The following is a 22,033-nucleotide window of genomic DNA, read 5'->3' as shown; positions in this document are numbered from 1 at the left end:
AGCACCCCCGTGGACACCCCGCACCGCACCACCGACGTCCTGGTGGTCGGTGCGGGACCCACCGGGCTGATGCTGGCGAATTGGCTTCGAAAGCTCGGCGTCGACGCCGTCCTCATCGATGCGAAGGCCGGGCCCACGCGGGAATCGCGGGCCATCGGGGTGCAGTCCCGCACCCTCGAGATCTTCGACCAGCTCGGCATCGCCGACCGCGTGCTCGAGGAGGCACAGCACGCAGGCCTGGTACGGCAGGGTTACGGGAAACGTTCCTATGCGCCGGTTCCGCTCGGCGAGCTGGGGCGTGGCCTCACGCCGTTCCCCGGGCTGTACTTCCTGGAGCAGAGCCGCAACGAGCAGCTCCTTGCCTCGAATCTCGTCGCTTCAGGTGGTGAGGTGCTGTGGGGTACGCGGTTGGTAGGACTGAAGGATTCGGGTACCGTCTCGGCATCGGTGGAGGGGACGGACGGCCCCTCCGTCATCGAGGCGCGGTACTGCGTGGCGTGCGACGGTGGATCCTCGGAGGTCCGCCGCCTCAGAGGGATTCCCTTTGAAGGAGTGACGAACCAGCACACGTTCTACGTGCTGGACGCGCTCGCTGTGGGCGGGCTCGCCGACGCGTCGGTCAACATCCGTCAGGGCGCCTCCGACTTCCTCCTCGCGTTCCCGATGAAGTCCCCGTCCGGCAGCGACAACGCCTTCCGGCTGATCGGAGTCGTCCCCACAGCCGGGGATGCCGACGTTTCGGAAGAGGTTGCACGGGACCGGCTTTCATCCATTTTCGGCGTCTCCTACGGCACGTCGCGATGGTTCTCGACCTACCGGGTGCATCACCGGCTTGCGGCCCGGTTCCGCGACGGCGCCGTGTTCCTCGCCGGGGACGCCGGACACCTCCACTCGCCCGTCGGCGCCCAGGGCATGAACACCGGCCTGCAGGATGCCCACAATCTGGCGTTCAAGCTCGCCGATGTCCTTCGGCATTCGGTGTCGCCCGACTATCTCGACCGGTACGACGCCGAACGCCGCCCCGTCGCCCGGCGCCTGGTCCGCTCCACCGATCGGGTTTTCGGGTTTCTCACCTCGAACGCCGTTCCCGCCCGGATCGCCCGCAGGTTGGTGCCGCGACTGGTGTTGCCCGTCGTCGTGAGGGTGGTGCCGCGACTACCTCTCGCCGGTCGGCTTGCCGGCTACCTGGGCCAGATCCGCATCCACTACTGGATGAGCCCCGGTGCGAAGGCCGCGGCCAACGGCCGCCGCGGGCGGGTGGTGGGGCGGCGGCTGCCATGGACCGGCGTCAATTTCGACGTGCTGCGGGAGGCGGTGTGGCAGGTCCATGCGTACGGCGCGATGGACGACGCCGTGGCCGACGCCGTCGGGCGCTCCCTCGGCCTTCCCGTCCACCGGTTTCCTGCGGTACCCGACAAGGGCCTGCAGGAGGGCTTCTTCTACCTCGTGCGGCCGGACGGCTTCGTAGCGGCGGGAGCTCCCGCCGCTACCGCGGTGTCGGAGCTGCACCGCGCGCTCCCCGTCGTGCCCTGACGCCGGAACGCCCATCCATGGCGGGTGTCCAGGCCGCTCCCCACCACGAGTGCACGACTTCCTGTGCCGTTTCGGCGAGAATGGCTGCATGACGACGAAACCCGGAGTGTGGGTGACCCTCGGGGAGCCCCGCACGGCCGCAGAGCTCGAGCACGCCGGCTTCGACTGGCTGGGCCTCGACGCGCAGCATGGCCACTTCGACGACCGCGCCCTTCGGGATTCCTTCGCCCTGCGCCGTGATCGGGAGGCCACCGTGCTGGTGAGGGTGGCAGCGAATGATCCCACCCTCATCGGACGAGCGCTCGACGCCGGAGCCGACGGCGTCATCGTGCCCCTGGTCGACACCGCGGAGCACGCCGAGTCGGCTGTCGCAGCTGCCCACTATCCGCCCCGGGGCAGGCGCAGCTGGGGTCCGCTGCCAGGCACTCCCGCGGGCAGTGGGACGGTGGTACCCGTGCCCTTCTGTGCAGTGATGGTGGAGACTGCGCTCGCCGTGGAGAACCTCGACGCGATCGCCGCGACGCCCGGCCTCGACATGCTGTTCGTGGGCCCCTTCGATCTGTCCCTCGCGCTCGGGCTCGACGTCGATGACCTTCTGTCCGACCGCTCGGAGCACGCGCCGCTTCCCACGATCGTGCGGGCCTGCCGCACAGCAGGGATACCGGCGGGCGCCTACGCAGGCTCGCCGGACCGCACGAGGGCGCTTCAGGAACAGGGCTTCGCGTGGATCGCGGTGGCCACCGACACCGGCGTCCTCCACCAGGGAAGCGCCGCCGCCCGCGCCGGTCTGTCGGCCGATGATTCCTGACCAGATCGACACGCCGTCGGTGATGATCGACGTCGGTGTGCTCGATGCGAACATCGCCCGGATGGCGTCGGCGATGCGCACGCGGGGAGTGAGACTGCGGCCCCACGCGAAGACGCACAAGGTCCTCGAAATCGGCGCCAGGCAGCTCGCAGCGGGCGCTGTGGGACTGACCGTGGCCACGATGGGGGAGGCCGAGACCTTCGCGGCGGGCGGGGCGGCGGATCTCTTCATCGCCTACCCGCTGTGGGTCGACGCACGTCGCGCACGGCGACTGCGGGTCCTCAGCGAAGCGGCGGCCATCCGGGTCGGCGTCGACTCGGTGGAGAGCGCCGCGGAGATGGGCCGGAATCTCGGCGCGGGAGCCCGAAACATCAAAGTGCTGGTGGAGGTGGACAGCGGGCACCACCGCAGCGGTGCCGTGCCCGCCGACGTCGTGGACGTCGCCCGCGCGGCCGCGGATGCAGGACTCGTCGTCGACGGAGCCTTCACCTTCCCCGGCCACAGCTATGCACCCGGAATGCCCCAGCGCGCCCTGCAGGACGAGGATGCCGCGCTCACGGAAGCGTCCTCGCGCCTTCGAGCAGCAGGATTCGACGTCGCTGAGCTGAGCGGCGGTTCCACACCCACAGCCCTTCTCGGCGGAGGAGGCGCGGCCACCGAGCTGCGTCCGGGTGTCTACGTTCTCGGGGACGCGCAGCAGTACGAGCTGCAGCGCTGCGCACTGGAGGACATTGCGCTGACGGTCGCCGCAACGGTCGTGAGCCGATCTGCTCCGGCAAGCGGCAGGGGCCGCCGCGTCGTCGTCGACTCCGGAAGCAAGATCCTGGGGAGCGACCGTCCCGCCTGGGCTACCGGCTACGGGAGGCTTCTCGACGAGCCCGCCGCGCGCATCGTCGCCCTGTCCGAGCATCACGCCACCATCGAATGGCCCGACGGCACCGCGCTGCCGGCGCACGGGCAGCGGCTCCGGGTTGTCCCCAACCATGTGTGCCTCACGATGAACCTCGTCGATCGGGTGAGCGTGGTGCGGGATGGATCGGTCGAGGATGAGTGGGAAATTGCCGCGCGGGGACAGAACAGCTGAACGGTTCCGGAGAGTCGGCGCGGCAATGTCCCGAATAGGATGGGTGGATGACCTACCGCCCCGCAGAAGACCGTTACGAAAAGATGAAGTACCGCCGTGTCGGCAAGAGTGGGCTGCAGCTGCCCGCTGTGTCCCTCGGCCTCTGGCACAACTTCGGCGACGACAAATCCTTCGATACCCAGCGCGCCATCCTGCGCCGTGCCTTCGACCTCGGCGTCACGCACTTCGACCTGGCGAACAACTACGGACCGCCTTACGGCAGCGCCGAGACGAACTTCGGGCGCCACTTCGCCGACGACTTCCGGCCCTTCCGCGACGAGCTCGTTATTTCGAGCAAGGCCGGCTACGACATGTGGCCCGGCCCCTACGGCAACTTCGGCTCCCGCAAGTACCTCCTGGCCAGCCTCGACCAGTCGCTGAACCGCATGGGCCTCGACTATGTGGACATCTTCTACAGCCACCGGCCCGACCCCGAAACTCCCCTCGAGGAGACCATGGGCGCACTCGACACCGCCGTCCGGTCCGGGCGCGCACTCTACGCCGGCATCTCGTCCTACTCGCCCGGGAAGACCATCGAAGCCGCAGCCATCCTCCGCGAGATGGGCACTCCGCTGCTCATTCACCAGCCGTCCTACTCGATGCTCAACCGGTGGGTCGAGAATGGCGAGCCGAACCTGCCCCAGGCGCTCGAGAAGGTGGGTGCCGGGTCCATAGCGTTCTCACCGCTGGCCCAGGGCCTCCTCACCGACCGGTACCTCGACGGCGTTCCTGCGAATTCCCGGGCCGCCGCGGACAAGTCACTCTCGGAAGGCCACCTGTCCGAGGACAACCTGTTACGCGTGCGGGGCCTCAACGAGATCGCAGGCGGGCGTGGCCAGACGCTGGCTCAGATGGCGATCGCCTGGATCCTGCGGCCGCAGGCCAAGGGGACCCCGATCACCTCGGCGCTCATCGGGGCGTCCAGCGTGAAGCAGCTCGAGAACAGCCTCGCGGCCGTCAACAACCTCGACTTCACCGCTGAGGAGCTGCACGCGATCGATGAGTTCGCCGTCGAATCGGACATCAACCTGTGGGCGGGAGCGCTGAAGGCCTGATGCGCGCCGTCCGGACGGCGGTTCGCAGTGACTGGGCCGCCATCTGGCGCATTATGGAGCCGGTGGTCAGGGCCGGGGACACCTACTGCTGGGATCCCGCCATGGAGGAGGATGCGGCGCGGCGGGAGTGGTTCCCCGAGGTGCTCCTCGATGCAACGTTGTGCGTCTATGTGGTGGTCGACGACGACGTCGTGGTGGGCACTGCTCAATTGCACGCCAACCGTGGGGGCAACGGCAGCCACGTTGCCAACGCCTCTTTCCTGGTGGCGGCTGACGCCGGCGGGAAAGGGTTCGCGCGGTTGCTCGCCGCGCGGGTGATGGAGGAGGCCCGGGGTCAGGGCTATGAATCCATGCAGTTCAACGCCGTGGTGCAGACGAATGAGCGGGCGGTGGCGTTGTGGCAGTCCCTGGGATTCGAGGTGATCGGCACTGTTCCGAACGCCTTCCGGCATCCTGTACGGGGACTGACCGGCCTCCACATCATGTATCGGGCACTCTAGGGACGCGCTCCCGCGCGAGTGCTAGCCGAAGGTGAAGTCCGCCGTCGTCATCTGTGCGTGACCCAGCCGGATCAACTCCCGAAGCACTTCGGGGTCGACCTCTGCCAGCGACGGGATGTACAGGCACGCGGTGCCGGTCCGATGCCTCCCCAGACGGGCGAGGAGGTCCTTCGCGCCGGGGGCGATCGTAAGCCCGTGCAGGGGCTATCGCGGGAGGACCCCGGAAGGACCTGCCTTGTGTCCGGTCCTTCCGGCCATCCTGAGCGGTCGGCACCGGCCGTTGACGGCTCGAAGGACACCGGTGGCGAGGTCGAATGCGGAAAGGAAAATTCTCCCGGCAGATCTGGCACTCTCCCTACAGGAGTGCTAATCCATTTCCGTAGTTGAGCGGAGGGCGCTCAACTATCCGAACAATAAATCGATCGTTGCTTCCGAGGGAAGCGGCATACCTGAAGGAGTTGACAACAATGGCTATGAGGTTTGACCCGTTCCGCGAGATCGACCGTGTTGCCGGTGCGCTTCTGAACAGTGGGCCGGGCCTGCGCGGGATGCCGATGGACCTGTACCGCCAGGGAGATCATTACGTACTGAACGCGGATCTTCCAGGATTGGATCCAGGATCGGTCGACATCGATGTTGACGGGCAATTGCTGACCATTCGTGCGGAGCGGACACTGCAGGGTGCTGACGGTGTCCAGTGGCTGACCCGTGAGCGTGACAGCGGCTCGTTCCTGCGCCAGCTCAACCTGGGACAGGGAATCGACACCGAGAACATCTCCGCACACTACGAGAACGGTGTCCTGAGCGTCACCATCCCTGTGGTCGAGAAGGCGAAGTCCCGCAAGATCGCAGTGACCACCAACCACGAATCCGACGTCGTCGAAGAGGGCACGAATTCACGCAACAAGCAGCAGTCAGTGGAGTCATAGGACGCCTGTTCGAGAGCACCGCAGGGCGCCGGACCCGACCAACGGTTGGGTCCGGCGTTTCTCGTGGAAACGATTCGGGACGACTTCCCGTGGAGATCCCTAGGGCAACCGGGGCAACTCGGAGCAACTCGCAGCAAGGTCGAGAAAGGGACCGGGGGCGTTGCTGGGGGTGAAGCCCCGGTCTCAAGAGGGCTTGCGGCCCCCGGTCCCATTCGAGGGCAGCTGCCCAATCACCGGCAGTTCTGCCGCCGGCTTCCCTTGAACTGCTGCCTTGACGCAATCATCACGGGCCGTTCTTGGGAAAAGCTTGGATTCTCCCTTCGGCGGCCTGCTGCCCGCCGTAACAAGGCTTCTCAAACGCACCCGCAAGCCCTCCGCCGTGTCACGAGGTTCGGTCGAGAACTTCGGACTACGCTTCGCTACAGTGCATCGCTACGAAGCTCAGTTACCGGGGGAGATTCGAATGGGCCGCGTATCAGCCGCCAGGGGTAAAGCGTGGATCAGCACCACTGGAGGAAACGGACTCCGCCTCGAATGGGAGCCTTCCTCCCAGGTGGAAGCCGACGACGTCCGGTCGGTCCTGGAAACGAGTACCTTCCTGGCCGGCGGAAAACCGTACGTTCTCCTGGTCGACCTGACGATGCTCATCTCCATCAGTACCGAGGCCCGGGACGTCTTCAATGCGTGCAGCGATGTCCTCGCCGCGGCAATGGTGGGACGGGGTCCCATGGACCGGGTCCTGGCTGCACCTTCGGGGAACGCCGGCCATCCAACGGGATTCTTCACCTCGGAGGCCGATGCGGTCAGCTGGCTTGGGAAGATGAGCCCCGGGGGAAAGAACCCATGAGCAATCCGCGAAATCGCACGGTCAGGTTTGTCGCGGCCCGGGAGGACAACGATCTCATCCGCGTCGACTGGGATAGGGGCATCACCATCTCCGACGACGACGCCCGGCAGCTGATCGCCCGGCTTGCTGAGCTCTCCCCGCTCGTGTGCGGGCCGATGCTTGTCAACCTCAACGGTATGGTGTCCCTCAGCCGAGGATCCCTCAGCGCCTTCGCCGGTAACCTGGATATCTCAGCGATGGCGCTCGTCGGGCACTCGGCCGTGGACCGGCTCCTGGCGGGATTCTTCATTGGAGTGCATCGCCCGCCGTACCCCACCTGCTACTTCGACTCCGAGGAGGCAGGCGAAGAGTGGCTGCTCGGACGCCGTCATCTCGACCGGGACTGCGTCCTCGAGCCCTCGACATTCGAGCCGGTCGAGCTCTCACTCCCGCCAGGAGCTCCGTAGGCCGGGAAAAACCTTCTCATACCCCTGCAGCACGCGGACTGCAGCGTGCGCCGAATCGATGAGCGGGTGGAGAGTGAAGGCCTTCAGTGCCGCGTCCCGGTCCGCACGCAAAGCCGCCTGCACGGTTTGCTGCTCAGCCGCCTTGACCGAGGCCATCAGACCGAGTTGGGAAACGGTCAGGGGCGCGACGGGGAGCGGAACAGCCCCGCTGCCGGACACCCGTGCGGGGACCTCGACGACGGCGTCCTCCGGCAGCCCACCGAAGGTTGTGCCGTTGCGGACGTTCAGGATCAGTTCGGCGGGAGTGTCCGTCAGCAGCGCGTGCATCACCTGCAGTGCCATCCTTTCGTAACCGCCTCCGGCGAGGTCGCTCAGCTCCCGTTGCTCGTCAGGGCGGCGCGCCTCCACGAGGTAGCCGGACTCCCGGGCCAACCGCGCTTCCTCCCATACCGCGAACGGCTGCGTCGCCTCGAGCAGTTGCGGGTACAGCCCGTGCTGCTGGCTCGCGAGGATCTCGCCGCGAGTCTGCCCGGCGGATGACACCGCACGCAGTGCCTCACGATGGAAGTAGTAGTAGAACAGGTACTCGTTGGGCAGGGCACCGAGAAGCCGAAGCAGGTCAGGGCCGAACACCCTGCCCTCCTCGAAGGACAGTAACCGTGCAGGATCCCGCAGCAGGGCCGGAAGCCGGTCCTCGCCGTCGTGCATCAACCCCCGCAGCCACCCGAGGTGGTTCAGGCCTACATAGTCGACGCCGGTGAGGGACCCGGGGGCCAGCGGGACGCCTGCGGCAGCGCAGGCACGCGTGACGAGGCCCGACGCCGAATCGCAGATGCCGATCACCCGTCCGCCGAGGACAGTCTGAAGTGCCTCGGTCACCATTCCCGCGGGATTGGTGAAGTTGATGAGCCACGCGTCGGGCGCATGCTCCTGCAGCAGGCGCGCCACGTGCATCATGTCGGGAATGGATCTGAGAGCGTAGGAGATTCCACCCGCGCCGACGGTTTCCTGACCCAGCAGGCCCGCACCGAGCGCGACACGTTCGTCAAGGATGCGGCCCTCCAGCCCGCCGCTGCGGACGGCCGCGAAGACGACGTCGGCCCCCACCAGCGCAGTACGGAGGTCCGATCGGACCTCCACCTCAGGTCGGTGTCCGGCATCGGGCGCGGAGCCGCCGGCGGACTCTGAACCGGCACCCGGAGGCGGCCTCGCCGCCGGCCCCGCATCCCCGGAAAGCGGCATGTCGTCGAGCACCCGCCGGATGGCCTCCGCGCGGCCGGCATCGGCATCCACGAGGACCAGTGAGTCGATCAGGCCGGCAAAGCGACCCTGGGACAGCGCGCGGTAGACCAAAGGGACACGGAACCCGCCGCCGCCTACAATCACCAGTTTCATCGGCGTTCAGCTCCCTTTCAGCACGTCGCAGGCCGGCGGTGCAGCCTACGAGTATTGTGCCGTACATGGTTCATCAGCACCGCTTCGACCCCCTGGCCGGCCGGCGGACCAGTGAGGAACCCGAATTCGACCTGCTGCTCGCGGGCCAGGTGTTCTTCGACATCATTTTCACCGGACTCGAGCAACTGCCGTCACCCGGCACCGAAGTGTGGACCGACGGCATGGGTTCGAGCCCGGGAGGGATCGCGAACCAGGCCATCGCTGCGAGCAGACTGGGGCTTCGGACCACGCTGGCGGCCGCCTTCGGGGACGACGGGTACGGGCAGTCCAACTGGAACATCCTCCAGGATCAGGAATACGTCGACCTGTCGCGGTCCCGGGTCTTCGAGAACTGGCACTCGCCCGTCACCGTCTCGTTGTCGGTGCACCGCGACCGCTCCATGGTGACCCACGGCCACCCGTCGCCCCTCTCCGCCTCCACGCTGATCGGCGACCCGCCGCGCTGCCGCGCCGCCGTCGTCGGGGTCGAGCTGGAGGTCGAACGCTGGGCGCGTGCGGCGAGCGCCAACGGAACCAAGCTTTTCGGCGATGTGGGGTGGGATCCTGCCGGAAAGTGGGCTCCGGAAACCCTGTGCTCACTCGAGTATTTCCACGCCTTCATGCCCAATGGAGCCGAGGCGATGGCCTACACGCAGACGGACGACCCCTGGGCCGCGCTGTACGCGCTCGCGGACCGCGTCCCCGTGGCGGTGGTGACGGTGGGGCAGCACGGCGCCATGGCCATCGACTCATTGACGGGCGAAGAGGAGTGGGTGCCGGCGCTTCCCGTCGCTGCGTACGATCCCACCGGCGCCGGTGACTGCTTCAGTGCAGGCTTCGTGGTGACCGATCTCCTGGGGCTGCCGCTCGCTGACCGGTTGAGCTTCGCCAACCTGTGTGCCTCGCTCTCCATCCAGCATGTGGGGGGATCGCTGGCCGCGCCGGGCTGGGGGGACATCGCCGACTGGTGGCACCGCATGAGCGCCGAGCGCGACGGCGTCCGCAAGCAGTGGCTGCGTCGCTATGCCTTTCTGGAGGACCTGGTGTCGGATGTGCCCCTCGAGGCCGTCCGCCGCGCGTCGGCCACCATCGCGCGGCATTCGGACGCGTAGCCGAGAGTGTCAAGGAAGCAGGCGCAGTGACAGAATGGGCCAGTGAGTTTTCCAAGTCCGGTCCAGGCTGACCGCCGCGCAGAAATAGACCTCGACGCCGTCCGGTCGAATGTCCGCCATATCGCTCGGTTGGTGGGTCCCGCGAGGGTCATGGCAGTAGTGAAGGCCGATGCCTACGGCCACGGTGCGGTGCCCGTGGCCAGGGCGGCGATCGAAGCAGGTGCAGCGTGGCTGGGGGTGGCGCACATCGCGGAGGCCGTCGCGCTCCGGGAAGCAGGAATCGAAGCGCCGCTGCTCGCCTGGCTCCATACTCCCGGCTCCGACTTCGCCGCCGGTATCGAGACCTCCGTGGACCTCGGCGTCTCCGGCTGGGAGCTCGAGCACGTGGTGGCCGCCGCACGGTCCCTCGAACGCCCTGCGCGGGTCCATCTGAAGATCGACACCGGACTCGGCCGGAACGGCTGTCCGCCGGAGCAGTGGGACGCCCTGCTCGGCAAAGCCCTCGAGTACCAGGAGGAGGGCCTCCTGAGGGTGGTGGGCATCTTCTCGCATCTCGCGGTTGCCGACGAACCCGAGCGGCCGGAGACCGACGACCAGTTGCGGCGTTTCCGCGAAGCGGTGGCGGTCGCGGAAAACTGCGGGGTGGACGTGGAGGTGCGCCACCTTGCCAATACCCCGGCAACGCTCTCCCGCCCGGATTGCCACTTCGACCTGGTGAGGGTCGGCCTGGGGATCTACGGGCTGTCCCCGTTCGCCGACCAGACTCCGGAGAATCTCGGCCTGCGCCCCGCGATGACCCTCGCGACGTCGGTTGCCAACTGCAAGGAGGTTCCTGCGGGGCAGGGAGTGTCCTACGGATTCACGTACCGGACAGCGGAACGGACCACCCTCGGCCTGATCCCGGTGGGTTACGGCGACGGCGTTCCGCGGATCGCCACCGGTGCGCCGGTGATGGTGGATGGACGCTGCTACCCCGTGGTCGGCAGGATTGCGATGGACCAGTTGGTGATCGATTTCGGCGCGGACGGCCTTGCCGACTCTGACGAGAGCCCGCTGGGCCACCGGGCCGTTCTCTTCGGAGGGAACGACGCACCGTCAGTCCAGGCCTGGGCGGCGGCGTCGCACTCGATCAACTACGAGGTGGTCACGAGGATCAGCAGCCGGGTACCCCGGATCTACCTCAACGAAACGCCAACCGATGAATAGGCCGGCATGGACCGTTGAGCGTCAGGTGCGGTCGGCGGAGGAACTCAAGGAGCTCGCCCGGCAGCTTGCGGTCGACCTCCTGGCCGGCGATCTGCTCGTCCTGTCCGGTGAACTCGGCGCCGGCAAGACCACCTTCACGCAGGGCCTCGGACGCGGGCTCGGCGTCCGGGAGGGAATCATCTCTCCCACTTTCGTCCTCGTCCGCCAGCACCCGAACCTCGGCGACGGGCCGGGCCTGGTCCACGTGGACGCCTACCGGCTGGAATCCGCCGCCGAAATCGACGACCTCGACCTCGAAGCGACGCTGGACACCAGCGTCACAGTCATCGAGTGGGGTGCGGGCCGCGTTGAGCACCTCACGGCGAGCCGGCTCGATATCGCCATCACCCGGCCGGTGGGCGGCGGGCTCGTCCCGGGCCCCGGACCCGATCCGGAAACTCCGGTGACGTTCGACGACGACGCCGACGAACTCCGGCACATCAGCATCACCGCCTACGGGCCCCGCTGGTCAGCCGGGCAACCGGCGTCGCTGCTGCTCGATTAGGCTGTACTGGTGCTCATCCTTGCCCTCGACACCTCCGCCGCGGCCAGTGCCGCGCTCCTGAGGGACGGCGGAGTGGCACAGCGGTTCTTCGGCACCGACACCCGCGCCCACGCCGAGGTGCTGGCCCCCGCCCTGCAGGACCTCCTTGATGCGGAAGGGGTTGCTGGCCGGGACCTCGACGCCGTCGTCGCCGGGGTGGGGCCGGGACCGTTCACCGGTCTCCGTGCCGGCCTGGTGACGGCGCGCACCCTGGCTTTCGTGTGGGAGGTGCCGCTGCACGGCGTGATGAGCCTCGACGCGATTGCTTATGATGCGCGCGCGGACGGCCCCGAGGGCTCCGAATTCCTGGTCGCCACCGACGCGCGCCGCACGGAGGTGTACTGGGCCCGGTACGCCTGGGGAGGGGAAGGGCTTCCCTCCCTGCTGGACGGCCCGCACGTGGGAGCCGCTGCGACCCTGCCGGACCTGCCGGCGTACGGGCGCGGAGCAGGCCTGTACTCGAGCGTCCTGGCGGCCGTGCCCGGGTTCGCCGCCGTAAACCCCGACGCCGCCTCCGTGGGACTCGTTGCGGAGCGAAGCCTCCGGCAGGGACTTCTCCTCCGCGACACGACGCCGCTGTACCTGCGGGAATCCGACGCGAAAGTCCCCGGGCCGCGAAAGAGGGCAATCCCGTGAGTTTCACCCTGCGGGACCTGACCTTCGAGGACATCGCTACTGTCGGGCGGCTTGAGAACGAGCTCTTCCCGGTCGATGCCTGGCCGCTCCAGATGTTCTACGACGAGTTCTTCCAGCCCGACACCCGGCGGTACGTCGTGGCCGAGGTCGACGGCGCGATGGTCGCCTACGCGGGTCTGATGTGCGTGGACACCACCGCGGACATCCAGACCATCGGTGTGCTGCCCGCGTTCGAAGGCAGGGGTATCGGACGGGCACTGCTCACCGAACTCCTCGCCGAGTCGGCCCGGCGGGGTGCTGACAATGTGATGCTGGAGGTGCGCGCCGATAACCCGCGCGCCCAGCAGCTCTACACCCGCTTCGGCTTCGAGCGCATCCACACCCGTCGGAGGTACTACCGCGACGGCGTCGACGCCTGGATCATGCGGCTGGCACTTCCTTTCCCGAATGCACGCCCCCGGAATCCGTCCGGAACCATCCCGGAGGACGGCCGATGAACCGCACCGAACCCCTCGTACTCGGCATCGAATCCTCGTGCGACGAAACAGGCGTGGGGCTGGTGGCAGGCACCCGGCTACTCGCCAACACGGTGTCCTCGTCCATGGAGGAGCACGTGCGCTTCGGTGGTGTCATCCCCGAGATCGCATCACGTGCACACCTTGATGCCTTCGTCCCGACGCTCCGGCAGGCCCTCGGCGACGCCGGCGTCACCCTCGAGGACGTCGACGCCATTGCCGTGACCGCCGGGCCTGGGCTCTCCGGCGCCCTCATGGTGGGAGTCTCGGCGGCGAAGGCGCTCGCCGTGGCCACCGGCAAGCCGCTCTTCGCGATCAACCACCTGGTGGCGCACGTGGGCGTCGGAATGCTGGGCGGCACTTTCCCGCAGGGGCTTCCCCTTCGACTCGGCGCGCTCCTGGTTTCCGGCGGACACACCGAGATCCTGCGGGTGGGCAGCATCGCCACCGACGTGGAGCTGCTCGGGTCGACCATCGACGACGCCGCGGGCGAGGCCTACGACAAGACGGCCCGGATCCTGGGCCTCGGCTACCCCGGCGGTCCCGCGATCGACCGGCTGGCCGCAGAGGGGAACCCCACCGCCATCCGTTACCCCCGCGGGCTCACCCAGCCCAAGTACATGGGCTCCCCGGAACAGCCCGGGCCGCACCGTTACGACTGGTCCTTCAGCGGACTGAAGACCGCGGTGGCGCGCAGCGTCGAACACTTCGAAGCCACCGGGCAACCGGTCCCGGTAGCCGACATCGCGGCGTCCTTCCAGGAGGCCGTGGCGGACGTCATCACCGCCAAGGCCGTCCTCGCCTGTACCGAGAACGGCATCAGCCACCTGTTGCTGGGTGGGGGAGTCGCGGCGAACGCACGCCTGCGCGGGCTCGCCGCCGAGCGCTGCGCGGCGGCGGGCATCGAGCTCACCGTGCCCCCGCCGTCCTTGTGCACCGACAACGGCGCCATGGTGGCCGCCCTCGGCGCGCAGCTCGTTCTGGCCGGCGCCACGCCGAGCGGTATCGGTTTCGCCACCGATTCCTCCCTGCCGGTCACGAGCATCCTGCTCCCACCGCTGAGCTAGGGCAGTTACAGTCCCAGGCTCTCCAGCACCGGAAGTTCGGCCCTCACCCGAGCCCGCGCCTCGTCAGCGGTCGGGGAGCCGACCGCGATCGCCGCGAGTTTCCGGGCGTCCTCGAGGCTGACGCTGCCCAGCACGGCACCTACCCCCGCCAGTGCGCGTGACGTCATCGACAGCGTCGAGACGCCGAGACCCACCAGCACGACGGCGAGGGCCGGGTCGGCGGCAGCCTCTCCGCACACCCCGACGGGCTTGTTGGAACCCTCGGCCGCTGAGCCTTCGACGGTCAGCTGAACGAGGCGAAGCAGGGCCGGCTGCCATGAGTTGTTGAGCGCGGCGAGGGACCCGAGCTGGCGGTCGGCGGCCATTGTGTACTGGGTGAGGTCGTTGGTGCCGAGGCTTGCGAACTCGACCTCCGACAGGATCGCTGCTGCGGTCAGTGCCGCCGAGGGCACCTCGACCATCACTCCCGGCGTCTTCAGGCCGGCGGCGGCACACATCGCCGCGAAGGCCGCGGCCTCCTCCGCGGTGGCGATCATGGGCGCCATCACCCAGACCTCCGCGGAGGACTGTGCGGCGGCGTCGGCGATCGCGGTGAGTTGCCGCTCGAGGACACCGGGCGAGGTCAGATCGGTGCGGTAGCCCCGCACCCCGAGCGCGGGGTTCGGCTCGGTGGAATCGGTCAGGAACGGGAGTGGCTTGTCGGCGCCGGCGTCAAGAGTGCGCACCACCACCTTCTTGCCGGGGAAGGCATCGAAAACGCCCTTGTAGGCGGCGATCTGCTCATCCCCGGTGGGCTCGGTGTCCCGCTCGAGGAAGCAGAACTCGGTCCGAAGCAGGCCGACGCCCTGTGCCCCGGCGTCGGCGGCAGCCCTTGCATCCTTCGCGCCGCCCACGTTCGCGAGGAGCGGTACCTCATGCCCGTCGGCCGTGACTCCGGTGCCGTCGAACACCGCGAGCGCCGACGCCGCTGCCGCATACGCTTCAGCGGCCGCCGCTTCGTCGTCGCCGGGATCCAGCATGATCCGGCCTGCGGCGCCGTCCACGAAGACGGTGCTGCCCTCGTCGAGCGTTCCGACGCCGTTCGCCGCCACCACTGCGGGAAGGCCGAGGGAACGCGCGATGATGGCGGTGTGGGACTGGGGTCCGCCGCCCGAGGTGACGAGTGCCAGCACAAGCTCGGGGTCGAGGGTCGCCGTGTCGGCGGGCGCCAGGTCTTCCGCCACGAGGATGAAGGGGGTGTCCGACGCCGGAATGCCGGGCGCAGGCAGGCCGCGTAGCTGGGCCACGATGCGGGCGCGGACGTCGAGGACGTCGGCCGTGCGCTCGGCCATGTAGCCGCCGAGATTGTGGAGCATCTCCGCAACAGACGCACCGGCTTCCCACACAGCGCGCTCGGGAGAGGACCCGCCACGGATCAGCTTGCCCGCCGCCTTGAGGAGCATGGGGTCGGCGGCCATGAGTGAGGTGGCCTGGAGGACCGCCTTGCCGTCACCCTTCGCGGCCGCCGCACGGGATTTCAGCTTCTCCTGGACCGACTTCGACGCCGCGCGCAGCAGTTCGATGGCCTCCTCCGCCGCGTCAGGGTCCGCAAGGCGCTCACCGACGGGTGGTTCGCTGATCGACTCCGGCATATGGCGGATGGTTCCGATCACGCGGCCGGGACTTACGCCCACCCCTGAAAAATTCTGCATTGAACGTCCTCGTTTCCTTGCTGGTGCTTGTCATCCAGAACCATTCTGCAGGGTGAAGCGGCTAGTGCAGGGGTTCGGCGAAGAAAGTTTTGTGATGCACTTCATATATCAGCGTTATAGATGCTACGGTAGCAGGCATGAAATTCGCCGGCGAACCTCCTCCTAAGACGAGGCTCCTGAGGGCTGCTGCCTCGCTGCTGGCGGAGTCCAACGGGGCGCCGGTATCCACCCGGCAGGTCACCCAGCTTGCCCGTGTCACCGCTCCCACCCTGTACCACCACTTCGGGGACAAGGAGGGCCTCTTCGACGCCGTGGTCGCCGAGGGCTTCAGTGAATATCTCGAACGGGAGCGCAACCTGGCGTCGTCAGGCCAACCGGTCGAGGACCTCCGGCGGCACTGGGACAACCACGTGCAGTTCGGCCTCGACCATCCGCACCTCTACCTCGTGATGTTCGGGAACATCCGCCCGGAGCGCCGCCCCTCGATGGTCGCCAGTGCGGAGGCGTTCCTCGAGGAGGTGCTCGACAAGGCGGCGGCTGCCGCACGGCTGGTCGTCTCTCCGCATGAGGCAGCACGCAGCATGCTCGCCGCCAATATCGGCGTCACGCTCATGCTGATCGCGGAGCCCGCGGCCAAGCGGAACCTCGACCTGTCGGCGATGACGCGGGAGGCAGTTCTTTCCGCCGTCGCCACCGATTCGGAAGCTGATCCGGTGACCGACACCGAGGGCAGCCCCTCGGTGGTGGTGGCGGCCATCGCACTCAACGCCGCGCTGCAGTCGTCCCATCCGGACCAGCTCTCCAGCTCGGAACTCAAGCTGTTCCTCGAATGGCTGCAACGCATCTCGTCGAGGACCGGCACCTGATTCACCAGATCGATCCAGATATCCATTCCACCCTGCGATGCTGCAGGGGTAGCGGTTAGGACATAAAGTGGCAACACAGACCGAAGCGAGATCCGGCACCAGCGCCCGGGTCCGCGTTCAGAAATTCGGGACATTCCTGTCCGGAATGATCATGCCCAACATCGGGGCCTTCATCGCCTGGGGCCTCGTCACGGCCCTCTTCATCGAAGCGGGGTGGCTCCCTGTTCCGCAGCTCGGCGGATTCGGCGAGACCGACGGCGTGGCGAACGTTGGCCTCGTGGGACCGATGATCACCTATCTGCTGCCTCTCCTGATCGCCTACACCGGCGGCCGGATGGTCTACGACGTCCGCGGTGGCGTGGTGGGTTCGATCGCCACCATGGGCGTCATCGTGGGTGCCGGCATCCCGATGTTCATCGGAGCCATGATCATGGGCCCGCTCGGTGGCTGGACCATGAAGAAGATCGACGCGATCTGGGACGGCAAGATCCGGCCGGGCTTCGAGATGCTGGTGAACAACTTCTCCGCCGGGATCTGGGGTGCGCTGCTGGCGCTGATCGGCTTCTACGGCGTCTCCCCGCTGGTGCAGGCCTTCAGCACGGGGGCGGGCAACGTGGTCCAGTTCCTGGTCAACAACGGCCTGCTGCCGCTCACCAGCATCTTCATCGAGCCGGCGAAGGTCCTGTTCCTCAACAACGCCATCAATCACGGCGTCCTGACCCCGCTGGGCGTCCAGCAGTCGCTGGACCAGGGCAAGTCGATCCTGTTCCTGCTCGAGGCCAATCCTGGTCCAGGCCTCGGAATCCTGCTCGCCTACATGATCTTCGGTCGCGGCGCCGCCAAGGCATCCGCTTCCGGTGCCGCCATCATCCACTTCGTCGGTGGCATCCACGAGATCTATTTCCCGTACGTGCTGATGCGCCCGCTGCTCATCCTCGCCGCTATCGCCGGCGGCATGACGGGCATCGCAACCCTGAGCATCACGAATGCCGGCCTGGTGGCACCCGCCGCTCCGGGATCCATTATCGCAGTGCTCGCCCAGACCGCCCGTGACAGCTACTTCGGTGTGGCTCTGTCTGTCGTGCTCGCAACGGCCGTGTCCTTCCTCGTCGCTTCCGTCATCCTCAAGACGGGCAAGAACCAGGACGACGGCGACATCGCGGCTGCCGCCACGAAGATGGAAGGCCTCAAGGGGAAGAAGAGCTCCGTGGCGGGCAACTTCCGCTCCTCGGCAGCCACCGACGGACCAATCCGCAACATCGTGTTCGCCTGCGACGCCGGGATGGGCTCCTCCGCGATGGGCGCCTCGGTGCTCCGCAACAAGATCAGGGCAGCCGGGTTCCCGGACGTCAAGGTCACGAACCTCGCCATCGCCAACCTGAAGGACGACTACGATGTCGTCGTGACGCACCAGGATCTTGCCGCCCGCGCCGAGCCCCTGACGCAGGGCGCAACGCACGTCGCAGTCGACAATTTCATGAACAGCCCGCGCTATGACGAGATCGTGGAACTGGTCCGTGCCAGCGCGGCAGCCGGGGGTGGGGTCGATCCGAAGAACCCGACGCCTGCCGCGGTAGCGTCCGAGGCCGACTCCGGGAGTGCCGCCCACGATGTCCTCGCTGAGGAGAGCGTCGTTCTGGACGGCAGGGCAACCACGCAGGAGGACGCCATCAACGAGGCCGGCCGCCTGCTGGTCGAACGCGGTGCGGTGGACTCCGGGTACGTTGCAGCCATGCACGAGCGGGAGAAGTCCGTCCCGACCTACATGGGCAATTTCCTGGCGATTCCGCACGGCACCAATGACGCCAAGGACCTCATCAAGCGTTCGGCAGTGTCCATCATCCGCTACCCCGAAGGCATCGACTGGAACGGCAAGCAGGTCAAGTTCGTGGTGGGAGTGGCAGGCCGGAACAACGAGCACCAGTCCATCCTCTCGGCGATCGCCCGCGTCTTCTCCGACAAGGAACAGGTGGCGCAACTCGAGAACGCGACCACGGTTGATGAAGTGCTTGCGCTCTTCGGGAAGGTCAACGCCTAGTGAAGGCCGTCCATTTCGGAGCCGGGAACATCGGCCGCGGATTCGTGGGACTGCTCCTCCACGAGGCGGGCTACGAGGTGGTTTTCGCCGACGTGGCCGACGCCCTGATCGACCAGCTCGCCTCGACACCAGCTTATGACGTGCACGAGGTGGGAGAGGCGCCGGCGGTCAAGCGGGTGGACAACTACCGTGCGCTGAATTCACGAACACAGGAAGCAGCGGTGGTCGCCGAGATCGCATCGGCGGACATGGTGACCACCGCCGTGGGGCCCAACGTCCTGAAGTTCCTCGCTCCCGTCATTGCTGCGGGGATCGCCGGGCGGTCGGGCGGGCAGGATCCGCTCCAGGTGATGGCCTGCGAGAACGCCATCAACGCGACGGACCTGCTGCGGAAGGAGATCGTCAACGCCGATCCGGGTTCCGAGGGGGACCTGGCGCAACGGGCGGTCTTCGCCAACACGGCAGTCGACCGCATCGTGCCGAACCAGGCCCCCGGCCAGGGGCTGGACGTCACGGTGGAGACCTTTTTCGAGTGGGTCATCGATCGGACGCCGTTCGCCGGCGCCGAGCCGGCCATTCCCGGCGCCACCTATGTCGACGACCTGGCTCCGTACATCGAGCGCAAGCTCTTCACCGTGAACACGGGCCACGCTTCCTGCGCCTACTTCGGCTACGCGGCAGGGTTGGAGAAAGTGTCCGACGCGATGGCCGACCTGGAGGTGGCGGGGCAGGTCCGTGCTGTGCTCGACGAGACGAAACAGCTGCTCGTGGACAAGCACGGGTTCGACCCCGAGGAGCAGGAAGCCTACGTGCAGAAGATCCTGCACCGGTTCTCGAACCCGCATCTACCGGACACCGTGCAGAGGGTAGGCAGGGCGCCGCTGCGCAAGCTGGGCCGCAACGAGCGGTTCGTCGGTCCAGCCGCCGAGCTGGCGGAGCGGGGAGTGGTTCCGTCGGGATTGCTGTCGGCCATGCTGGCAGCGCTCGCTTTCCGGGATCCCGCTGATCCTGAGGTCGAGGCGCTTGCCGGGATCCTCCGAAGCGAAACGCCCGAGGAGGCGACGACGTCGGTCAGCGGGCTGGAGCCAGGGCATCCGCTGTACCGGCACGTCCTCGAGCTGGTACGCCGGGCGCAGGCGGATTCCGGCGCGGCCTCGGCATAGAGGGCGGCGCGGTGCGGGCGATCAGCCGGCACCGCACCCTTCGCCTGGCGAATGGTGGAGCCCTGCTCGAGTGATGACGCGCCCACCCGGTGAGGAAGATTCCGGGCAAGGAAGCACGGCCTGATACTTCGCCAACTAGTACTTCGCCAGGATATCGATGAATTCGTCGGCGCGGGCAAGGGTCTCGACCATTTTTGCCCGCCGATCCGTCGCCGCGTCCCGGAACGCCGCGAGTGTTCGGCGCAGTTCCAGGGCGCGTGCTTGATCCTTTTCCTCCTGAAGGGCGTCAAGGACCGTCAGGAGGTCCGTCATCTCCTCGAGCGTGAATCCGAGAGGTTTCATTCGTCGAATCACCATCAGGCGCTCGAGGTCGTCCTCGGTGTAGACCCGGAAACCGCCCTCGGTGCGTGCGGTTGCCGGCAGGATCCCCACCTCGTCGTAATGACGGATGGTCCGCAACGAGAGCCCCGTCCGCTCCGCGAGCTCACCGATATGCATGGTCCGCCCTTCAGTACTTACAGGGGTATTGCTCATGACCGCCAGCTCCTCAGGTTTCGTCCAACACTAACATTACGTTAGAGTAGGTTTCAGCTTCGGTCAGGCACAGGAACCAGACCCTTCCTGCTCAGCGGCGTGTGGCCATTTTTTCCGCCCGCCGTGGCGATGACACTGAACCCTGTACGACTGCTCGAAGGAACCTGACGTATGTCTTCATCAACTCTTTCCACGTCCCCTGAACTGACGCCCCTCGAACGGCAGTCCGTCATGCGGACCCTGCGGTCACCACGCCTGCTGAAAACCGAGGTCCTTGCCGGCCTCGTCGTGGCGCTGGCGCTGATTCCGGAGGCGATCGCGTTTTCCATCATCGCCGGTGTGGACCCTCGCCTCGGCCTGTTCGCCTCCTTCACCATGGCCGTCAGCATCGCCTTCCTCGGTGGACGGCCCGCCATGATCTCCGCCGCGACCGGTGCCGTCGCGCTCGTGATCGCCCCGTTGGTGGCCAGCCACGGCGTCGACTACTTTCTGGCCGCCGTCATACTCGGTGGCGCCATCCAGGTTCTCCTGGGAGTGGCCGGCGTGGCGAAGGTCATGCGGTTCATCCCCCGCTCGGTGATGGTGGGCTTCGTCAATGCCCTGGCCATCCTGATCTTCCTGTCCCAGGTTCCCGAACTCATCGGCGTCCCGTTCCTCGTGTATCCCATGGCCGCCGTCGGACTGCTCATCGTCTTCGGGCTTCCACGCCTCACCCGCGCCGTGCCCGCACCCCTGGTGGCGATCGTCGTCCTCACCGTCTTCGCAGTCCTCGCGAACGTCCTCGTTCCGACCGTGGGCGACAAGGGAGAACTTCCTGACAGTCTTCCCTCGCTCTTCTTTCCCGACGTCCCGCTGAACCTCGAAACCCTGCAGATCATCGCGCCGTTCTCCCTGGCGCTGGCCGCTGTGGGTCTGCTTGAATCCCTCATGACCGCCAAGCTCGTCGACGACATCACCGACACCCGCTCCCACAAGACCCGCGAATCCTGGGGACAGGGAGCCGCCAATATCATCACCGGGTTCTTCGGTGGGATGGGCGGCTGCGCGATGATCGGCCAGACCATGATCAACGTCAAGGCTTCCGGCGCCCGCACCCGGATCTCCACCTTTCTGGCCGGCATGTTCCTGCTCATCCTCGTCGTCGCCCTCGGCGACATCGTCGCGCTGATCCCCATGGCGGCACTGGTCGCGGTGATGATCTTCGTCGCGATCGCCACCTTCGACTGGCACAGCATCCAGCCCTCCACGCTGAAGCGGATGCCCAAGAGCGAGACCACGGTCATGCTCGCCACCGTGATCGTGACCGTCTGGACCCATAACCTCGCGATCGGCGTGGGCGTCGGCGTGCTCGCGGCCATGGTGGCGTTCGCCCGCCGGGTCGCCCACTTCGTCACCGTCGAGCGCACCGAGGACACCGTCAACGGGCAACAGCACGCAACCTATACCGTCAACGGTGAGCTCTTCTTCGCATCCTCCAACGACCTCTACACCCAGTTCGAATACGCCACCGACCCCTCCTCGGTGACCATCGATCTGCACGGCTCGCACCTCTGGGATGCCTCCACCATCGCATCACTCGATGCCATTCAGGAGAAGTACCGGCACCACGGGACCGACGTGGAAATCGTCGGCCTCAACGAGGCCTCCACGCTGATGCGGGAACGGCTCGGCGGGAAACTCGGAAGCGGCCACTAGTGGCGTACGCTCGGTGCATGACGAGCGATCCGAACAACAATTCAACCGGCGACGACGTCACTCCGGACAGCTCCGGCATCGAGGAGATCCAGGAGGACGACTCCCTCAGCCAGGCGGATCAGGTGGACTACATCGCCAACCAGGCGGTGCCGGATGACTCGCCGGCCGTCGAAACGGTCGCCGGGAATCTAGGGCTCGAGGACTCGCCCTCGGACCACCCTTCCGGGGACCAGCTGCGCGGACGCTGAACGG

At 67.2% G+C, this 22,033-nt stretch carries 22 protein-coding genes; 19 read left to right on the top strand and 3 right to left on the bottom strand.

Annotated elements, in window-relative coordinates:
* Positions 1-9 precede the first annotated feature (9 nt).
* The 8 genes from IWX65_RS00990 to IWX65_RS00955 all read left to right on the top strand — a co-directional run bounded on the left by IWX65_RS00990 (position 10) and on the right by IWX65_RS00955 (position 7,241).
* Positions 10-1,533: an FAD-dependent monooxygenase gene (locus tag IWX65_RS00990; protein WP_196880613.1), complete on the top strand. Its 1,524-nt coding sequence runs from the start codon at positions 10-12 to the stop codon at positions 1,531-1,533.
* Positions 1,534-1,621: 88 nt separating this feature from the next.
* Positions 1,622-2,341 carry an HpcH/HpaI aldolase family protein gene (locus IWX65_RS00985; RefSeq protein ID WP_196880612.1) on the top strand — a complete coding sequence of 240 codons (720 nt, stop codon included), beginning with the start codon at positions 1,622-1,624 and terminating at the stop codon, positions 2,339-2,341.
* Positions 2,331-3,425, top strand: a complete 1,095-nt coding sequence (locus IWX65_RS00980; protein ID WP_196880611.1) for an alanine racemase — start codon at positions 2,331-2,333, stop codon at positions 3,423-3,425. The genes IWX65_RS00985 and IWX65_RS00980 overlap by 11 nt, the downstream gene beginning before the upstream one ends.
* 47 nt (positions 3,426-3,472) lie before the next feature.
* Positions 3,473-4,519: an L-glyceraldehyde 3-phosphate reductase gene (gene mgrA / locus IWX65_RS00975; RefSeq protein ID WP_196880610.1), complete on the top strand. Its 1,047-nt coding sequence runs from the start codon at positions 3,473-3,475 to the stop codon at positions 4,517-4,519.
* Entirely contained in the window at positions 4,519-5,019 is a 501-nt protein-coding gene (locus IWX65_RS00970) for a GNAT family N-acetyltransferase (RefSeq protein ID WP_196880609.1), read from the top strand. Before mgrA ends, IWX65_RS00970 begins: the two co-directional genes overlap by 1 nt.
* A 467-nt stretch (positions 5,020-5,486) precedes the next feature.
* Positions 5,487-5,948, top strand: a complete 462-nt coding sequence (locus tag IWX65_RS00965; RefSeq protein ID WP_196880608.1) for an Hsp20/alpha crystallin family protein — start codon at positions 5,487-5,489, stop codon at positions 5,946-5,948.
* Between the two features lie 463 nt (positions 5,949-6,411).
* A complete protein-coding gene (locus IWX65_RS00960; RefSeq protein ID WP_196880607.1) occupies positions 6,412-6,795 on the top strand; it encodes a DUF7793 family protein in 384 nt (127 codons plus the stop codon).
* The gene (locus IWX65_RS00955; RefSeq protein ID WP_196880606.1) at positions 6,792-7,241 is read left to right on the top strand and encodes a DUF7793 family protein; all 450 of its coding nucleotides are present in this window, start codon (positions 6,792-6,794) and stop codon (positions 7,239-7,241) included. Before IWX65_RS00960 ends, IWX65_RS00955 begins: the two co-directional genes overlap by 4 nt.
* Here the strand turns inward: IWX65_RS00955 and IWX65_RS00950 are convergent.
* Complete coding sequence (locus tag IWX65_RS00950) at positions 7,218-8,636, bottom strand: family 4 glycosyl hydrolase (RefSeq protein ID WP_196880605.1); 1,419 nt, start codon at positions 8,634-8,636, stop codon at positions 7,218-7,220. The two genes, IWX65_RS00955 and IWX65_RS00950, sit on opposite strands and share 24 nt — an antisense overlap.
* A gap of 65 nt (positions 8,637-8,701) precedes the next feature.
* Here IWX65_RS00950 and IWX65_RS00945 point away from each other — a divergent pair, with 65 nt between their 5' ends.
* From IWX65_RS00945 to tsaD, 6 genes are read left to right on the top strand one after another with little or no spacing between them, the layout of a single operon-like run.
* Complete coding sequence (locus IWX65_RS00945) at positions 8,702-9,787, top strand: PfkB family carbohydrate kinase (protein WP_196880604.1); 1,086 nt, start codon at positions 8,702-8,704, stop codon at positions 9,785-9,787.
* A 42-nt stretch (positions 9,788-9,829) separates the two neighbouring features.
* Positions 9,830-10,993, top strand: a complete 1,164-nt coding sequence (gene alr / locus IWX65_RS00940; RefSeq protein ID WP_196880603.1) for an alanine racemase — start codon at positions 9,830-9,832, stop codon at positions 10,991-10,993.
* On the top strand, positions 10,986-11,537 hold the full coding sequence (gene tsaE, locus IWX65_RS00935) for a tRNA (adenosine(37)-N6)-threonylcarbamoyltransferase complex ATPase subunit type 1 TsaE (protein ID WP_196880602.1): 552 nt from the start codon (positions 10,986-10,988) through the stop codon (positions 11,535-11,537). Before alr ends, tsaE begins: the two co-directional genes overlap by 8 nt.
* 9 nt (positions 11,538-11,546) lie before the next feature.
* Positions 11,547-12,212: a tRNA (adenosine(37)-N6)-threonylcarbamoyltransferase complex dimerization subunit type 1 TsaB gene (gene tsaB / locus IWX65_RS00930; RefSeq protein ID WP_196880601.1), complete on the top strand. Its 666-nt coding sequence runs from the start codon at positions 11,547-11,549 to the stop codon at positions 12,210-12,212.
* A complete protein-coding gene (gene rimI / locus IWX65_RS00925; protein ID WP_196880600.1) occupies positions 12,209-12,709 on the top strand; it encodes a ribosomal protein S18-alanine N-acetyltransferase in 501 nt (166 codons plus the stop codon). The genes tsaB and rimI overlap by 4 nt, the downstream gene beginning before the upstream one ends.
* Positions 12,706-13,794: a tRNA (adenosine(37)-N6)-threonylcarbamoyltransferase complex transferase subunit TsaD gene (tsaD, locus tag IWX65_RS00920; protein ID WP_196880599.1), complete on the top strand. Its 1,089-nt coding sequence runs from the start codon at positions 12,706-12,708 to the stop codon at positions 13,792-13,794. The genes rimI and tsaD overlap by 4 nt, the downstream gene beginning before the upstream one ends.
* Before the next feature lie 5 nt (positions 13,795-13,799).
* Here tsaD and ptsP read toward each other — a convergent pair whose 3' ends face one another.
* A complete protein-coding gene (gene ptsP / locus IWX65_RS00915; RefSeq protein WP_196880598.1) occupies positions 13,800-15,485 on the bottom strand; it encodes a phosphoenolpyruvate--protein phosphotransferase in 1,686 nt (561 codons plus the stop codon).
* A 137-nt stretch (positions 15,486-15,622) separates the two neighbouring features.
* Here ptsP and IWX65_RS00910 point away from each other — a divergent pair, with 137 nt between their 5' ends.
* From IWX65_RS00910 to IWX65_RS00900, 3 genes are all read left to right on the top strand, one after another.
* Positions 15,623-16,351, top strand: coding sequence for a TetR/AcrR family transcriptional regulator (locus tag IWX65_RS00910; RefSeq protein ID WP_196880597.1), 729 nt, complete (start codon positions 15,623-15,625; stop codon positions 16,349-16,351).
* Between the two features lie 67 nt (positions 16,352-16,418).
* Complete coding sequence (locus IWX65_RS00905; RefSeq protein WP_196880596.1) at positions 16,419-18,389, top strand: PTS mannitol transporter subunit IICBA; 1,971 nt, start codon at positions 16,419-16,421, stop codon at positions 18,387-18,389.
* Complete coding sequence (locus IWX65_RS00900) at positions 18,389-19,552, top strand: mannitol-1-phosphate 5-dehydrogenase (protein WP_196880595.1); 1,164 nt, start codon at positions 18,389-18,391, stop codon at positions 19,550-19,552. Before IWX65_RS00905 ends, IWX65_RS00900 begins: the two co-directional genes overlap by 1 nt.
* Before the next feature lie 135 nt (positions 19,553-19,687).
* Here IWX65_RS00900 and IWX65_RS00895 read toward each other — a convergent pair whose 3' ends face one another.
* A complete protein-coding gene (locus tag IWX65_RS00895; RefSeq protein ID WP_196880594.1) occupies positions 19,688-20,086 on the bottom strand; it encodes a MerR family transcriptional regulator in 399 nt (132 codons plus the stop codon).
* Positions 20,087-20,257: 171 nt separating this feature from the next.
* Here IWX65_RS00895 and IWX65_RS00890 point away from each other — a divergent pair, with 171 nt between their 5' ends.
* Positions 20,258-21,781 carry a SulP family inorganic anion transporter gene (locus tag IWX65_RS00890; RefSeq protein ID WP_196880593.1) on the top strand — a complete coding sequence of 508 codons (1,524 nt, stop codon included), beginning with the start codon at positions 20,258-20,260 and terminating at the stop codon, positions 21,779-21,781.
* Positions 21,782-21,798: 17 nt separating this feature from the next.
* Positions 21,799-22,029, top strand: coding sequence for a hypothetical protein (locus IWX65_RS00885; protein ID WP_196880592.1), 231 nt, complete (start codon positions 21,799-21,801; stop codon positions 22,027-22,029).
* Positions 22,030-22,033: the final 4 nt, after the last annotated feature.

This window comes from Arthrobacter sp. CAN_A214 (genome assembly GCF_015751955.1).
Taxonomy (GTDB): Bacteria; Actinomycetota; Actinomycetes; order Actinomycetales; family Micrococcaceae; genus Arthrobacter_D.
This window is presented reverse-complemented; position numbering and strand designations above follow the sequence as displayed.

Excerpts from the sequence above, each read along its gene's own strand:
- IWX65_RS00985 (WP_196880612.1), top strand. The coding sequence starts at position 1,622 with ATGACGACGAAACCCGGAGTGTGGGTGACCCTCGGGGAGCCCCGCACG.
- IWX65_RS00980 (WP_196880611.1), top strand. The coding sequence starts at position 2,331 with ATGATTCCTGACCAGATCGACACGCCGTCGGTGATGATCGACGTCGGT.
- mgrA (WP_196880610.1), top strand. The coding sequence starts at position 3,473 with ATGACCTACCGCCCCGCAGAAGACCGTTACGAAAAGATGAAGTACCGC.
- IWX65_RS00970 (WP_196880609.1), top strand. The coding sequence starts at position 4,519 with ATGCGCGCCGTCCGGACGGCGGTTCGCAGTGACTGGGCCGCCATCTGG.
- IWX65_RS00965 (WP_196880608.1), top strand. The coding sequence starts at position 5,487 with ATGGCTATGAGGTTTGACCCGTTCCGCGAGATCGACCGTGTTGCCGGT.
- IWX65_RS00960 (WP_196880607.1), top strand. The coding sequence starts at position 6,412 with ATGGGCCGCGTATCAGCCGCCAGGGGTAAAGCGTGGATCAGCACCACT.
- IWX65_RS00955 (WP_196880606.1), top strand. The coding sequence starts at position 6,792 with ATGAGCAATCCGCGAAATCGCACGGTCAGGTTTGTCGCGGCCCGGGAG.
- IWX65_RS00950 (WP_196880605.1), bottom strand. The coding sequence starts at position 8,636 with ATGAAACTGGTGATTGTAGGCGGCGGCGGGTTCCGTGTCCCTTTGGTC.
- IWX65_RS00945 (WP_196880604.1), top strand. The coding sequence starts at position 8,702 with ATGGTTCATCAGCACCGCTTCGACCCCCTGGCCGGCCGGCGGACCAGT.
- tsaE (WP_196880602.1), top strand. The coding sequence starts at position 10,986 with ATGAATAGGCCGGCATGGACCGTTGAGCGTCAGGTGCGGTCGGCGGAG.
- tsaD (WP_196880599.1), top strand. The coding sequence starts at position 12,706 with ATGAACCGCACCGAACCCCTCGTACTCGGCATCGAATCCTCGTGCGAC.
- ptsP (WP_196880598.1), bottom strand. The coding sequence starts at position 15,485 with ATGCAGAATTTTTCAGGGGTGGGCGTAAGTCCCGGCCGCGTGATCGGA.
- IWX65_RS00910 (WP_196880597.1), top strand. The coding sequence starts at position 15,623 with ATGAAATTCGCCGGCGAACCTCCTCCTAAGACGAGGCTCCTGAGGGCT.
- IWX65_RS00895 (WP_196880594.1), bottom strand. The coding sequence starts at position 20,086 with ATGAGCAATACCCCTGTAAGTACTGAAGGGCGGACCATGCATATCGGT.
- IWX65_RS00890 (WP_196880593.1), top strand. The coding sequence starts at position 20,258 with ATGTCTTCATCAACTCTTTCCACGTCCCCTGAACTGACGCCCCTCGAA.
- IWX65_RS00885 (WP_196880592.1), top strand. The coding sequence starts at position 21,799 with ATGACGAGCGATCCGAACAACAATTCAACCGGCGACGACGTCACTCCG.